The organism is Paenibacillus sp. J22R3 (assembly GCF_056269305.1).
Genome location: NZ_JBWDNS010000009.1, coordinates 1 through 13,909 on the forward strand (window position 1 = coordinate 1; position 13,909 = coordinate 13,909).

General features: G+C 48.2%; 17 protein-coding genes. 3 read left to right on the forward strand and 14 right to left on the reverse strand.

Annotated elements, in window-relative coordinates:
* The first annotated feature begins 308 nt into the window (after positions 1-308).
* Positions 309-821 (forward strand): hypothetical protein, encoded by a 513-nt coding sequence (locus AC0YN4_RS28085; RefSeq protein WP_475779188.1) that lies wholly within the window; start codon positions 309-311, stop codon positions 819-821.
* Here AC0YN4_RS28085 and AC0YN4_RS28090 read toward each other — a convergent pair.
* Positions 818-2,149 (reverse strand): PhoH family protein, encoded by a 1,332-nt coding sequence (locus tag AC0YN4_RS28090; protein WP_090979859.1) that lies wholly within the window; start codon positions 2,147-2,149, stop codon positions 818-820. The two genes, AC0YN4_RS28085 and AC0YN4_RS28090, sit on opposite strands and share 4 nt — an antisense overlap.
* Positions 2,150-2,263: 114 nt before the next feature.
* Here AC0YN4_RS28090 and AC0YN4_RS28095 point away from each other — a divergent pair, with 114 nt between their 5' ends.
* On the forward strand, positions 2,264-2,809 hold the full coding sequence (locus AC0YN4_RS28095; RefSeq protein WP_475779187.1) for a YhcN/YlaJ family sporulation lipoprotein: 546 nt from the start codon (positions 2,264-2,266) through the stop codon (positions 2,807-2,809).
* Between the two features lie 64 nt (positions 2,810-2,873).
* Here the strand turns inward: AC0YN4_RS28095 and AC0YN4_RS28100 are convergent, their stop codons facing one another.
* The 7 genes from AC0YN4_RS28100 to AC0YN4_RS28130 all read right to left on the reverse strand — a co-directional run bounded on the left by AC0YN4_RS28100 (position 2,874) and on the right by AC0YN4_RS28130 (position 8,315).
* On the reverse strand, positions 2,874-3,317 hold the full coding sequence (locus AC0YN4_RS28100) for a PNPOx family protein (protein ID WP_475837317.1): 444 nt from the start codon (positions 3,315-3,317) through the stop codon (positions 2,874-2,876).
* Positions 3,318-3,392: 75 nt separating this feature from the next.
* A complete protein-coding gene (locus AC0YN4_RS28105) occupies positions 3,393-4,403 on the reverse strand; it encodes an LCP family protein (protein ID WP_475779185.1) in 1,011 nt (336 codons plus the stop codon).
* A gap of 14 nt (positions 4,404-4,417) precedes the next feature.
* A complete protein-coding gene (locus AC0YN4_RS28110) occupies positions 4,418-4,690 on the reverse strand; it encodes a hypothetical protein (protein WP_475779184.1) in 273 nt (90 codons plus the stop codon).
* 1 nt (position 4,691) lies between these two features.
* Entirely contained in the window at positions 4,692-4,994 is a 303-nt protein-coding gene (locus AC0YN4_RS28115) for a YlaH-like family protein (RefSeq protein WP_090979869.1), read from the reverse strand.
* A 146-nt stretch (positions 4,995-5,140) separates the two neighbouring features.
* Positions 5,141-6,982 carry a translational GTPase TypA gene (gene typA, locus AC0YN4_RS28120; RefSeq protein WP_475837318.1) on the reverse strand — a complete coding sequence of 614 codons (1,842 nt, stop codon included), beginning with the start codon at positions 6,980-6,982 and terminating at the stop codon, positions 5,141-5,143.
* Positions 6,983-7,064: 82 nt separating this feature from the next.
* On the reverse strand, positions 7,065-7,517 hold the full coding sequence (locus AC0YN4_RS28125) for a hypothetical protein (protein WP_475837319.1): 453 nt from the start codon (positions 7,515-7,517) through the stop codon (positions 7,065-7,067).
* A gap of 138 nt (positions 7,518-7,655) precedes the next feature.
* The gene (locus AC0YN4_RS28130) at positions 7,656-8,315 is read right to left on the reverse strand and encodes a TerC family protein (RefSeq protein WP_475779182.1); all 660 of its coding nucleotides are present in this window, start codon (positions 8,313-8,315) and stop codon (positions 7,656-7,658) included.
* Positions 8,316-8,516: 201 nt separating this feature from the next.
* Here AC0YN4_RS28130 and AC0YN4_RS28135 point away from each other — a divergent pair, with 201 nt between their 5' ends.
* Complete coding sequence (locus AC0YN4_RS28135; RefSeq protein ID WP_475779181.1) at positions 8,517-9,218, forward strand: TerC family protein; 702 nt, start codon at positions 8,517-8,519, stop codon at positions 9,216-9,218.
* Between the two features lie 23 nt (positions 9,219-9,241).
* Here AC0YN4_RS28135 and thiI read toward each other — a convergent pair whose 3' ends face one another.
* The 6 genes from thiI to AC0YN4_RS28165 all read right to left on the reverse strand — a co-directional run bounded on the left by thiI (position 9,242) and on the right by AC0YN4_RS28165 (position 13,855).
* Positions 9,242-10,462 carry a tRNA uracil 4-sulfurtransferase ThiI gene (gene thiI / locus AC0YN4_RS28140; RefSeq protein WP_475837320.1) on the reverse strand — a complete coding sequence of 407 codons (1,221 nt, stop codon included), beginning with the start codon at positions 10,460-10,462 and terminating at the stop codon, positions 9,242-9,244.
* A 7-nt stretch (positions 10,463-10,469) separates the two neighbouring features.
* Positions 10,470-11,636: a cysteine desulfurase family protein gene (locus tag AC0YN4_RS28145; RefSeq protein ID WP_475779179.1), complete on the reverse strand. Its 1,167-nt coding sequence runs from the start codon at positions 11,634-11,636 to the stop codon at positions 10,470-10,472.
* 156 nt (positions 11,637-11,792) lie between these two features.
* Complete coding sequence (locus AC0YN4_RS28150; RefSeq protein ID WP_475837321.1) at positions 11,793-12,497, reverse strand: lytic transglycosylase domain-containing protein; 705 nt, start codon at positions 12,495-12,497, stop codon at positions 11,793-11,795.
* A gap of 177 nt (positions 12,498-12,674) precedes the next feature.
* The gene (locus AC0YN4_RS28155) at positions 12,675-13,082 is read right to left on the reverse strand and encodes a hypothetical protein (protein ID WP_475779177.1); all 408 of its coding nucleotides are present in this window, start codon (positions 13,080-13,082) and stop codon (positions 12,675-12,677) included.
* A 6-nt stretch (positions 13,083-13,088) separates the two neighbouring features.
* Positions 13,089-13,301, reverse strand: coding sequence for a DUF1540 domain-containing protein (locus tag AC0YN4_RS28160; RefSeq protein WP_475837322.1), 213 nt, complete (start codon positions 13,299-13,301; stop codon positions 13,089-13,091).
* Between the two features lie 53 nt (positions 13,302-13,354).
* Positions 13,355-13,855 carry a YpuI family protein gene (locus AC0YN4_RS28165; protein ID WP_090979890.1) on the reverse strand — a complete coding sequence of 167 codons (501 nt, stop codon included), beginning with the start codon at positions 13,853-13,855 and terminating at the stop codon, positions 13,355-13,357.
* Between the last annotated feature and the right edge of the window lie 54 nt (positions 13,856-13,909).

The following is a 13,909-nucleotide window of genomic DNA, read 5'->3' on the forward strand; positions in this document are numbered from 1 at the left end:
CACCTCTAATGCTAATAGGGAGTTTGTCGGAGACAAACTCTCACCTCTAATGCTAATAGGGAGTTTGTCGGAGACAAACTCTCACCTCTAATGCTAATAGGGAGTTTGTCGTAGACAAACTCTCACCTCTGACGTTTGACGCAGTCAAACTCTCACTGCTAACATAAATTTTAGCTAATCTTTATTTTAGCAAGAAAGCGCTTTTTTGTCGCCTGTCAATTGCGTCTATCGACTCATTTGCAAATTGCTTCGCGCCACAGAATCCGTCATACTTGGAGAAAACTACCCTTCGCGAGGAGGATGCATCCGTGCAACCGATTTACAGTGTAGACCTGCAATTACCGAAGGACATGCTGCCAACCGACTTCGAGCAAATGGTGCTAGCCATTTCCGACACGACGATCACCTTGCTGGATCGTGATGACACCTTGCTCTTCGTTAACAGCCAAGCAGACGCGGACGCTGTTGAAGCATTTGCATACTCCTATAAGGCTGATTGCGAGCAAGGACAATGGGTCCGGCTTGAAGAGTCATGGTCGCTTAACAGCCGCAACTTCACGGACTATGGACTCATTACGCCATCTGGCAATCGATATCTCGATTTACTGCTGGCATCTATCGTTTGCTTAATCCCCGGCACTTCGCCTGACGCTGAGCTTGCTTCAGCCGCTGAACAAGCGGACGAGCATGCCATTGCCACCCACATACAAAATGACGGCCGCAGGCTGCTCGCCATTGACCGTCATCAGGTTTCACTTATGGAGGGGATTGCACGAGCCTATCGCTGCAGCTCCGAAACGGTGCTGGAAGCGACCGACTAGAGCAGATCCGCCGCCAGTTGGGCGAGTCTCGAACGTTCCCCTTTCTCGAGCGTCATATGACCGCTGACGCTCTCTTGCTTGAAGCGTTCCACAATATGCGTGAGGCCATTGCTGATCGAATCCAGATAAGGATGGTCGATCTGCTCCGGATCGCCCATCAGGACGATTTTACTTCCTTCCCCGACACGCGAAACGATCGTTTTGACCTCATGCTTAGTCAAGTTTTGCGCTTCATCGATGATGATGAATTGCCCCGGTATCGAACGCCCCCGAATATAAGTGAGCGCCTCTACCTGAATGCTGCCGAGCCCCATTAATATTTTATCAATATCGCCCGACTTCTTCGTATCAAACAAATACTCCAAATTATCATAAATCGGCTGCATCCACGGACGCAGCTTCTCTTCCTTCTCACCCGGTAAATATCCGATATCCTTCCCCATTGGAACGACCGGTCTTGCGATCAGCAGCTTCTTGTATTTGTGCTCATCCTCCACCTTCATCAGACCTGCAGCAAGCGCCAGGAGCGTCTTGCCTGTACCGGCTTTACCGGTCAGCGTCACGAGTGGAATGTCGTCACTGAGCAATAGCTCCAGTGCCATGCGCTGCTGCGCATTACGGGCGGTAATCCCCCACACCGGATCATTGCTTAGATAGAGCGGCTCCAGTCTTGCACCGTCTTGGCTGACTTTGAGCAGCGCGGATTTAGACGTCCCCATCTCATCTCGCAGGATGACAAATTCATTCGGATGCAGTCGTGAATTGAGCAGAAGATTCTTGATCGTAAGAAACCGGTAAGTATAAAATTCATCAATTACCGAAGGATGCACTTTAAGCGTTAAATAACCTGCATACACATCCGATGGTGCAACCACCTGATCGGATAAATAATCTTGAGCTTCAAGCCCCAATACATCCGCTTTAATGCGGACGAGTACATCTTTACTGACAATGATAACAGGACGCGGGTCTCCTTTGTCCTGCTCTTCAAGATGATAATTGAGCGCCACCGCAAGGATTCGATTGTCGTTAGACATTTCACCGAACATTTCCTGTACACGCATAAAGCTGCGATGATTCAGTTCTACCTTGAGAACGCCCCCGTTATCAAGTTCAATTCCTTCGTGCAATCGTCCCGTCATCCGCATTTGGTCCAGCAGCCGGGACACATGCCGTGCATTTCGGCCAAGCTCATCAGCCAATCTTTTCTTTGAATCAATTTCTTCCAACACCACCGCGGGTATAATGATCTCGTTGTCGTCGAAAGCGAAGATCGCTTGCGGATCATGTAAGAGTACATTGGTGTCGAGCACGAATATCTTTTTCATCGTGAGCCCTCCTGGCGTTGGAATTTCATTCAAAGGCGTACATAGCGCGGCCTGCATCTAGGCAAACTATGCTTGAACAAACTTTGCAGACTCTAGAAAGGTCAGGTGGCGAAAATGAGAAAGTGGCTGGTGCCCGCTATGATCCTTTGCTTGCTGGCAACAGGCTGTAATACTGTCGCCCGCAATGAGACATCACCCTCTCCACAGAATGATAAACGCGTTCGTGCACAGCAGAGCGCTCCGCAGAAGAAGCAAATCAGCAGCCCTAAACAAGTCGCAGCTCATTTAGAGGATCTGGCGCGGCATGTACCCGGCGTGAAAGCCGCTCACTGTGTCGTGTTTAAAAATACAGCGATCGTTGGCATTGATGTAGCAGGAAACTTGGAACGATCCCGTGTTGGAACGATCAAATATGCGGTTGCAGAAGCTTTCCGCAAAGACCCCTATGGCATTGATGCCATCGTGACCGCCGATATCGACATTGGGACCCGCCTTAAAGAAGTACAGGCCGACATGAAGCGCGGCAGGCCCATTGCCGGATTTGCCGAAGAGATGGCCGACATCATAGGGCGGATCGTCCCTCAAGTTCCGCGAGATATCCAACCGGAGCAACCGGATCCAGCTAAGACGGATAAGCAAAAAATGAAACAAAAGCTCTAGACCTACGAAGACACCGGCACCGTGAGAGTCGGTATAAGAACACAAAAAGCCTAGTGATTCCTCACTAGGCTTTCTTCATGGCAGCAAACACCTGTCCATCCAGTTTGTCTGCAGCTCTTCTGTCGTAAGTTTTCTCATACTCGGGTCTTGCGGACAAGCGTGCGCCGTAAAACATCGCATCGCGTACCGAAGCAATATCGATGTCGAAACATACCAATTTGAATGGCACGTCCTCAAGACCTAGCCGTGCCGTGCCGTAGATCGTTTGAACAGTACCCGGCGCAAACACAGTAACGCTTACATCCACTTTCGAAGTCATATTCACCGTTAGGCGCGAGCGACCATCAATGGCAAAACGCAGCGTGGAGCGGTTGACCGCATAAATCCACGATATTACGCTGGAAGTCGGAACTCCGCTGTCTGCATCAATTGTGTGTAACAGAACAAACGGTTCTTTCTCCAGGCCACTTAGCAACTCGTCAGTAAGTACGGTGACAAGTTCAGTCATCCGCAGTCCTCCTTGCCTATTGTGTAAGTGCTTCGATGGTTTTATTATACCATAGCATACGTCGTACTACCACATTCATTCCGCCAATTTGGATGCCAGCGCCGATTTTGCTTCCTGAAGTTTAGCTTCATTCAGATGTACATATGGTGAGCGCCATTCCCCTTCGAGCGGGATAAACGTGATATCGCTTTTGCTTATGCCGAAGTACGTTTTCATCATATTTTCTACTTCGTCACTAGGAATATCCATACGCATATTGTTGCCTACCGCCTTAATGACATTAGCCATTTTGGGTACGCTGGAGAAGGATTTGAGTTTATCCGCGATTTCACCAAGCACCTGACTTTCACGGCGATTGCGGTCAAAGTCGCTCGACATATTCGTACCGTCATTGGACTTGCGGTAACGGACGAAATCAAGCGCATCATCACCTTTAAGCTTCTGAGGGCCCTTCTTCAAATCAATGCTCGTGCCATCCGCATTGTCGACGTAACGCATGTCCATGTCCACATCAACATCGACGCCGCCAAGCGCGTCTACGACATCAACGAAGCCTTGAAAGTTGATCGTTGCCGTATAGTCAATCGGGATATCAAAATATTTGCTGAACATTTTGCGCAAATCCTGCTTCGCTTGCCTCTCCGCGTCTTTCCCCTTCAAGCCGTCATTTCTTGCGCCTGCGAGGAATCTTGAATAATACGCATTTGCTTTGCGGCTATTGTAGCCAGAGAGCTCAATCTTGGAATCACGAGGAATGGACACAACGACTGCGGACTTCGTATTCGGGTTAAACGTCGCAATCATCATGACATCTGTATTCAAGCTGCCTGTTTCCTTCCGCGTATCTACGCCTAGCAGCATAATCGATACCGGCTTCACCTTAACCGACTGGTTCGCAGAAACCGTTACGGCCGGATCGGCATCCGTCGTAATTTCACCCAGTACATCCTTCGAAACCTTATATAAATAGCCCAGGTACCCTGCAACGCCAATCAGTAAGGCCAGAAACAGTACCATCACTCGGCGCAGCCAATATCTCTTCTTGCGCTTATCCTTACGTGGAGACAAATCGGATCCCCTAGTCATGACTTCCACCTTCGTCAGTTATATTTCGGATTCTCGTTGATATCTTGAAGCAGCTGTTCTCCGGCTTCTCGGGGAAACATTTGCAGCTTGCTCTTATTATCCTTGTCAAACCTCAAATGGATCATCGTATCATCTACCGTATGTATGTGCAGATTCGATATACCGTGATCCTCTGTCAGAATCTCGAGGAAGAAATCTCGGGTGTCGATTGCAGCACGGTCTTCCGGTCTTGCTTCTGCTACCAGCTGAATTTGAAGCCAATTGAACAAGGCATCCTCAAACCGCAAGTTAAGCCCCTCCCGTATCCGAACTGCTGCTTCCACCGCGTTTTCCTTTAAGCTTGTCATAGAATTGTCTACCCCGAAGCAGAGCCATCATAAACACGGCAACGGACATGCACTGGATAATTGGCAATTTATCGAATTGCAGTACGAACAGCACAAACGATCCGCCCGCCATCACGAGATGCACGAGTATTTCTTTGAGGATCGGCAAACGTTGTACACGAAATACAGCGTTAAAAATATAAATGGTCAAAGCCAGAATGATAAGATAGGTCAAAATAGGATGAGCGTGAAACCAGTTCTGCATGATGCTTCTACCTCCCGAATGACTTGAAATGACTTCCATATGGTCACGGACGAGAAACGGCAGGGCAACAACGAACTCTTCTGCATGAAGAGAGCGCTGCTAACCCTGCCTGTCATCTAGTGCCATCAATGGCGATTGTATACCTCTTAAACGCCAGCTTGTGCTGTCTTACGTTGTTTCTCGGCGCGCTCGCGCTCGCTCTTATTGAGAAGCTTCTTACGAAGACGAATCGACTTCGGCGTTACTTCGCAATATTCATCGTCGTTCAGATATTCCAGCGCTTGCTCAAGGGAGAACAAGATTGGTGTTTTCAAACGAACGGTGTCGTCTTTACCAGCGGAACGAACGTTTGTCAGTGCTTTTTCTTTACAGATGTTAACGATGATGTCGTTATCGCGGTTGTGCTCGCCGACAATCATACCTTCGTATACATCTGTACCCGGCTCCATGAACAGAACGCCGCGATCTTCTACGCCCATCATGCCATAGAAAGTAGTTACGCCATTCTCACTGGAAATAAGAACACCTTGATGACGTCCACCGACGGATGAGCCAGCAAGCGGACCGTAGCTATCGAATGCGTGGTTCATGATGCCGTAACCGCGAGTCAGTGTCAAGAAGTTCGTACGGTATCCGATCAAACCGCGTGCAGGAATGATGAATTCAATACGTACTTGACCTGTACCGTTATTGATCATGTTGACCATCTCGGCTTTACGGGAACCAAGGCTCTCCATAACTGCGCCAGTGCTTTCTTCCGGTACGTCGATAAGCAAACGCTCGTAAGGCTCATTCTTCTGACCGTCAATTTCCTTGATAATAACTTCAGGTTTGGAAACTTGAAGCTCGAAGCCTTCACGACGCATGTTCTCGATCAAGATACCCAAGTGAAGCTCACCACGGCCGGAAACAACGAATGCATCCGGGCTGTCTGTTTCTTCTACACGAAGAGCCACATCTGTTTCAAGCTCTTTGAACAGACGCTCGCGCAGCTTACGGGAAGTTACCCATTTGCCTTCGCGACCTGCGAATGGACTATTGTTAACAAGGAATGTCATTTGCAATGTCGGCTCATCGATCTTCAGAACCGGCAGCGCCTCTGGGTTAGCAGGATCTGCAATGGTTTCACCGATGTTGATTTCACGAATACCGGCAATGGCTACGATATCGCCTGCGCCTGCTTCTTCAACCTCAACACGTTTCAGACCTTGGAAACCAAACAGCTTCTCAATACGCGCTTGTTTCGTCACACCTTCGCGGTTGATAACAGCTACGGATTGGCCTTGACGGATGATACCGCGGTTTACACGACCAACTGCGATACGGCCCAGGTACTCGTTGTAATCAAGCAACGTAACGAGGAATTGAAGCGGCTCGTCTACGCTTTCTGTCGGAGCCGGAATTTGCTCGATGATTGTCTCATAAAGCGCCTGCATGTTCTCGTCTTGTTTGTCAACATTCAAGCTAGCCGTACCCATCAATGCAGATGCGTATACAACCGGGAATTCAAGCTGCTCATCACTGGCACCAAGCTCGATGAACAGATCCAATACTTCGTCAACGACTTGCTCCGGGCTTGCATTCGGACGGTCGATTTTGTTCAAAACAACAATCGGAGTCAAATTGCTTTCCAGTGCTTTACGAAGTACGAATTTCGTTTGCGGCATACAGCCTTCGAATGCATCAACGACCAGAAGAACGCCGTCAACCATCTTCATGATCCGCTCTACTTCACCGCCGAAATCGGCATGTCCAGGAGTATCCACGATGTTGATTAGAAACTCCTTGTAGTTTACTGCCGTGTTCTTAGCCAAGATGGTAATGCCGCGTTCCCGTTCCAAATCATTGGAATCCATGGCGCGTTCTTGAACCGTTTCATTGTCACGGTACGTGCCGGATTGTTGAAGCAATTTGTCGACTAGCGTAGTTTTACCATGGTCAACGTGCGCAATAATTGCGATATTCCTGATGTTCTCTCTGGCTTGCATGTTAAGAATCCACTCCAACTTTTTTTTATTTATTAGTCTGCTGTGTGCGGGCTTGCGACAAACGTGTTAAACAATTGAACCTTTACCAGCGAGCTTTACGTCCCGCAACGAGCCAAGCACCAAGCGCGAGAAATGCGATGGCGATAAGGTATAAGCCCCAGCCCCACACTAGCATGATGCCAAAAAACGACGCTGAAACAAGAGCAAGGATAATGGCAAGTGTTCGTGGAAACTTCGGATGGTACGTATCAAACAAATGATATTCGTATAAACCGATGGAAACCGCAAAAATGAATAAAGGCCATAAGTAGTGCATGTTGCTCCATCCGAACGCAATGCAAAAGAAAAAAATAAAGGCGTTAATTGTCAGAATCGCTCCCGGGATTAGAACAATCGGAGGAAGCAGTCGTCCAAAAAACAGCACGTGCAGCAATATGCCGGGAATCAGAACGAAAAGCGGCCAGAAGTTTGTGCCGATAAACCCAAACAGTCCAAGCTTTCCGAGTAAAATAACAGCACCCGCGATCAAAAACAAAAGACCGATGGTGTATTGGTTTTTCGACATGCCTATGTTCCTTTCTCTCTGGCACTTTTTTAACATCTACTAGTGTACTGGAACAGCAGGCAAAAAACCAGTGTTACTGCTACATTTACTCTAAAAATATAGTTTACCTTATCTTTTTATTCGCAGCAATGCCACAATAATGACCAAAGGGATGCAAAGAACCGGAATTGCCGTTAACAGAACCGATAATTCATTCGTGAATAACGGGTGAATCGCTGGATCGTGCACCAGCATTTCACCTGCCGCATAACCGAGTAGTCCCCCTCCGATGTAAACAAAAGAAGGAAATTTGCGAATCATGGTACTAAGTAGCTGACTCCCCCAAATAATCATAGGTATGCTAAGGGCAATCCCGAGTACAATAAGTACGGGCTCCCCTTCTGCCACTGCGGCAATGGCCAAGACATTGTCCAAACTCATAATAAAATCAGCGATCACTATGGTTCGGATTGCACTGGAAAGTGAGGTTACCTTGCGCATGTTGTGAAATTCCTCGGCATGTGACGATGCGTCCGTTACCAGCTTGATGGCAATCATGAACAACAAGATGCTGCCGACAGCCTGAAGGTACGGTACCTGCAGCAGCGTCAGCGCAATTAGCGTCAGCAAACAGCGCAGTAATACGGCGGCAGCAGCACCCCATGTTACGGCCTTGCGCCGCTGAGCTTTCGGAAGCTGCTGGCTCGCCAAAGCGATTACTACGGCATTATCACCGCTCAAGAGCAAATTGATAAACATAATTTGAACGAAAATAATTAAGCTGTCCACAAATTACGCCTCCTCAAGAAGAAACGGCTTAGGCCGTCCTTTGGCGATGGAGCTTCTTCCTACGTTAGGAAAGTACTCGTCTATGACGTGTATGTCCCAAGTGGACAGCTTATGTTTATGAATTTTTGAATCCTTCTCTGTTTTTAAACGTAAGAACGATAAACATCATAGCGCTCTAAAGAAAAGGAGGACAGAAAGGCAATGGACTTTTTCTCACTTGAATTTCTTTCTGCACTGGTTACCATCGTCTTTATCGACCTCATTCTTGCCGGCGATAACGCCATCGTAATCGGGCTTGCAGCTCGAAAACTGCCTAAGGAACAGCAAAAAAAAGCCGTCATATGGGGGACAGTCGGTGCCGTCGGTATTCGAGCCATCGCTACCACATTAGTTGTATACTTGCTCAATGTTCCGTGGCTCATGCTGGCAGGCGGCATTTTGCTGCTCTGGATTGCTTACAAGCTGCTGGTTGATAATGAAGCACATGACAATATCACGGCAGGCAACACCTTATGGCAATCTGTACGTACAATCATTATAGCCGATGCAGCTATGGGTTTAGACAATGTCATCGCGGTCGCAGGTGCGGCTCATGGCAGTGTACTACTGGTTCTGCTTGGACTTATCATCAGCATTCCAATCGTAGTTTGGGGCAGTACGCTGTTTATTAAGCTGATCAACAAGATCCCATGGATAGTTTACGTAGGATCCGGAGTGTTGGCTTATACGGCAGCCAAAATGATTACGCACGAAATTAAGCTCGAAGAATTCTTCAAGAATAACCCCGCTTTTGAGTGGTCGTTCCTGATATTGATCGTCATCGTTATTATCGTAGCAGGTCTTTGGAAGAACGCTTCACGCAAACAGGAAACCGGAATGGAAAAAAGCAGGGAATCCCATTAATCTGGGGTTCCTTGCTTTTTTATTTAGAACCAACGATCCTCGCCTGCCGTTTCAACTGCATTCCGAACCTCCGGCGTAATACGCATCACTTCTACGCTTGAAACTGCCTCCGCAATCATCGCATCAAGCCCGGCAATCGCCTGCTCGGTTTTCTCGACTATGGCCAAATTCGGATTGGTGCTTGGTGATTTCGGAACAAACAACGTACAACAATCCTCATAAGGCAGAATCGATGTCTCGAACGTATCAATCTTACGGGCAATTCGAATGATTTCATTCTTATCCATCGTAATGAGCGGTCTAAGCAGCGGGAGCTGCGTGGAACGGCCGATAACATTCATGCTGCCGAGCGTCTGGCTAGCTACTTGGCCTAAGCTGTCTCCCGACACGAGACCGAATCCACCAACCTGTTCCGCGATCAACTCCGCGATTCGGAGCATCGAGCGGCGCATCAGCGTAATGATCAGTGGATCTTGTCCGGACTGCGCCAGTGCCGTTTGAATCTCGGTAAACGAAACCAAATGAAGCTTGATGGGCACTCCGCTGTAGTGTGACAGTCGTCTAACCAAGTCAATTACTTTCTCCTTCGCTTTATCGCTCGTGAACGGATAGCTGTGAAAATGCACCGCCTCGATCTCCAGACCCTGTCTCATCGCCAGATAGCCCGCTACAGGGCTGTCAATCCCGCCGGAGAGCAGCAGCATCGCTTTACCGTTCGTGCCGTAAGGGTAGCCTCCAGCGGCTTGTACGACGCTGCTGAAGACGTAAGTGCCTTCCGGTTGAATTTCAACGCGAAGTTCAACTTCAGGTTCCTTAACATTCACCTTTAGCCCAGGTGTTTCACGCAGCACATGACCGCCGACCAAATGATTCATTTCTTGCGTATCATGCGGAAACTGTTTCTCCACCCGCTTTGTCGACACTTTGAATGTCGCGGGCTGCGACGGAAGCGCCCCCATAACTTCCAGTGCGGCAGAGCGAATGGCCTCCAGTTCATTCGCAACCTTTCGAATAGGACTGAAAGTCGCAATTCCGAAAATATCTTTAAGTTTTACTGCCATTTCCTCATAAGGCTCGCCATTTAATGTGATATAGATTCTTCCGTAAGTACGCGTAATTTCAGCACGAACAAAACTTGCCAATGCTCGCCTTACTTGTTCAACCATTCGTTTATCGAAACGGTCGCGGTTCTTCCCTTTCATCGTAAATTCGCCGAAACGAATTAGGATCATATCCGGATTCATGATGCGTTTACCCCTTCCTCTCGAGCGGCTTTAGCTGCTGAACGACCAAACGCAGCTTCTGGCAGAGCCAATCCAGCTCTTTCTCGCCATGCTCATCCCCGAAACTAATGCGAATTCCGCTCACTGCTCGTTCATATGAAGTATGCATGGCCTGAAGTACGCGGCTTGGCTCATCGCTCTTGGATGAACACGCAGATTTGGTCGATGCCATAATTTCCTGCTTCTCGAGCATATGAATGATAACCTCAGGCTTCATGCCGGGGTATGAGAAATGCACGATATGCGGCGCTGCACCGCTGCCAAGCTTACAATCGGTACTGCCGTTTATGAGCAGCTCTGGCATCTCCTTGATGGATGCAATAAGCCGTTCCCTCAGCTTGTACATGTGCCCTGCTCTTGCGGAGCTGCTCTCTACGGCAAGGCGGAACGCCTTTGCGGAAGCAACAATTGCCGGAACGTTCTCCGTACCCGGACGAAGGTCGCGCTCCTGGCTGCCCCCTCTTAATAAAGGCTCTAACGCCACGACTTGCCGGACGTATAATAAACCAACACCTCGTGGGCCATTCACTTTATGTGCCGAAGCCGAGAACATATCAATGCCAGAGCCGACAAGATCAACCGTAAGTTTACCGACACTTTGAACCCCATCCACGTGGAACCAAACACCTTTATGTCCTTTCAGCAGCTCACCGATTTCCCTGATCGGCTGAATCGCTCCTACTTCATTATTTACATGCATGACGCTTACCAGTATGGTCTCTTTCGTCAATGCAGCTTCAAGGTCGGATACAGATACAACGCCAAACGAATCCACCGGTAAATACGTCACTTCAAAGCCTTCACGCTCCAGCGCTTTGAATGCTTCATATACAGAGGGATGCTCCACAACCGTTGTAATCAAATGATTGCCGCGTTTCTTACCGCTTCTCGCCGCTCCCATAATAGCCATATTATTGCTCTCCGTACCACTTGAGGTAAATATCCATTCCTTTGTTTCCGTACCCGGAAATATCGAAGCAATCGCCCCTCTTGCACGTTCCAGCAAATTACCCGCTTCCTGGCCGCTTCTGTGAAGCGACGACGGATTCGCATAATGCTTCGCCATGACTTCTGCCATCGTTCTGATGACTTCTTCATGCGGAGGCGTAGAAGCACAGTGATCAAAATAATACATCTTATCCAGCTTCCTCTCATCCTTCTGACAACAAACGAAAAAGATCAGCGAAAATGCTGTGAAGGGTACATGGCTTCTTGTCCCTAATCACAACGATCTCCGTGATCTCTTATTCTCTCCAGCCGTTAAAGTTCTTCTGCGGCTTCGTCGGCATGCTTAAATGGAACTGTCGTATTGATCTTTGGAGCGTTGTACTTTGGCTACATAGCGCTGTGTCTCATGAGGCAGCAATGACATCATCGCCGCAAAGTCTTCATTGCTCTTAATTCCCGCACGGTCTACTCTGCCCGGACCGGCATTATAAGCAGCTAAGACCGTTTGTTCATTACCTTCATACTTACGCATGAGATAAGCAAGGAATTTAGTTCCGCCTTCAATATTTTGCTGCGGATCAAAGGAATTCGTAACGCCAAGACCACGAGCGGTGCCATCCATTAGCTGCATAAGCCCCTTCGCCCCGGCAGAGGATTCCGCGTTTGGATTATAGGAGGATTCCGTATGTATGACCGCTTTAATAAGTGTTGGATCAATACCATATTTGGATGCGGCAGCATGAATATAGGCATCAAATTCTGATGGTCTGCTGTCGCCGTCAGTAGAGCTTTGAGCTGCTGCAGATTGAATCATAGGGACTAAACCGCTCAGCGCCTCGAGTGAGATCATTCCTGGCTGTGCAGTCATGTCAGCAAGCGCCGAAGTGCCTGTCCCGCCCGCCATGTATTGCTGAAGCAATGAATCGAACATGGAGGAACCGTCTTGGCCGCTCGCAGAAGATAGGACATTCTCATTACCGTTCAGATCCAGACTAGGCATCATCTGCAATTGCAGCAATGATTTCATTATTCGCGGATCAATGCTCATGGTGTACCTCCACATTCACTTTGGCAATTCGACATTAGATAACACTATTTTACAACTTTTTTGCAGGATCCGCCAGTAAGCAATTAGTCCCGGCTAATATAAGGCAGTTTATTAATTTATGATGTGTTTTCATGAAAGAAGCCGGCAGAGATTAATCTCTGACCGGCTTCAGATCCATTAGGTTATCGCGTAATAAAGGGGAACAAGGACCAAGTAAGCAGCAGCGGCTATAAATCCTAGCGTAATGGACCAAACGCCAAGACCTCGAGCACCCTGCCTGTAAGCAATGAAACCGACAATGATTGCCGTAGCACCGAGCACTACAGGCCATACCACCCATGACAATGCCGCTAATATAAGCGCTGCCCAGCCTGTAGCACGGCCGGCAGACTTCGTTTCACGAACTGCATCATTCGTGAGATGATTGCTTTCGCGGGTTGGATAGGAATGGATCGCCTGACGCGGTACAGCAATTTCGGCAGACATTTCTTCGTTGTAAGCCTTCATGTCTGGATGATACAAAGGATTAGTCGATGAGTCATCATGCGGGCTATGGGAGAACTGCCCTTCTGATTCGCGTTCCATCAAGCCTCACTCCTTCGCTTTAAAGGTATGGCAGCAGGTAGCTGCCTGATTCGTTGCGGTATCCTGATGGTTACCTCCAAAGCCCTCTTCAGCAAATTCAGATCCGAAATGATTGTTCGCCTGACTGTCGATGTCGATTTCAATTTTCGCGGCATTGCACTGATTTCCTTCTTTCCAGAACGAACAGTTGGCAACACTGCAGCTTACGCCATTCGGCATAAAAATCACCCCCGGTATCAAGTTGCCCGTACCGGGGGTGATGTATGCTTTCCTTATTTTTGACCCTGCATACGGCGCTGAGTCATGTAGTCGCTCTCATAGTAGGATAGATCATCGCGGAGCTCTTCATAAATTTTCGATACAGTAAGTACGATATCACGAGCGGCACGTACCGGCTTCTTACGGAAACGGATCGCATCTTGTCCAGTGTAAGCGTAACGGCCATCCTCGGAATAACATTCGTTCTTAGGGTAGAAAAATGCATTTACACATTGATGATACGCTTCGTATAGACCACGTTCTGCAAAATCAATATCGAAATTAGGACGTCTTATCGCCACACCCAATTTTTCGTAAGCAACTTCGGAGAATACAAGCATGTGTCTGAGGTCTGCCAGCAAACCTTTATAGAAAAGCTCGGAATCGCTTCCTTGATCTTCTTCTGTTAGCTGTGGAAGCGCATACTGGTTCAGAAACGTCTCCAAATGGCCGACCGCAAGTTTTAATTTGTCTCTCGTTGATTCGCTAATCGCTTTTACGTTAGTCGAAGGCATTATGGTAGATCCCCTTTCATCATCGCAAACAATACTTAAATCATCAACATCGTA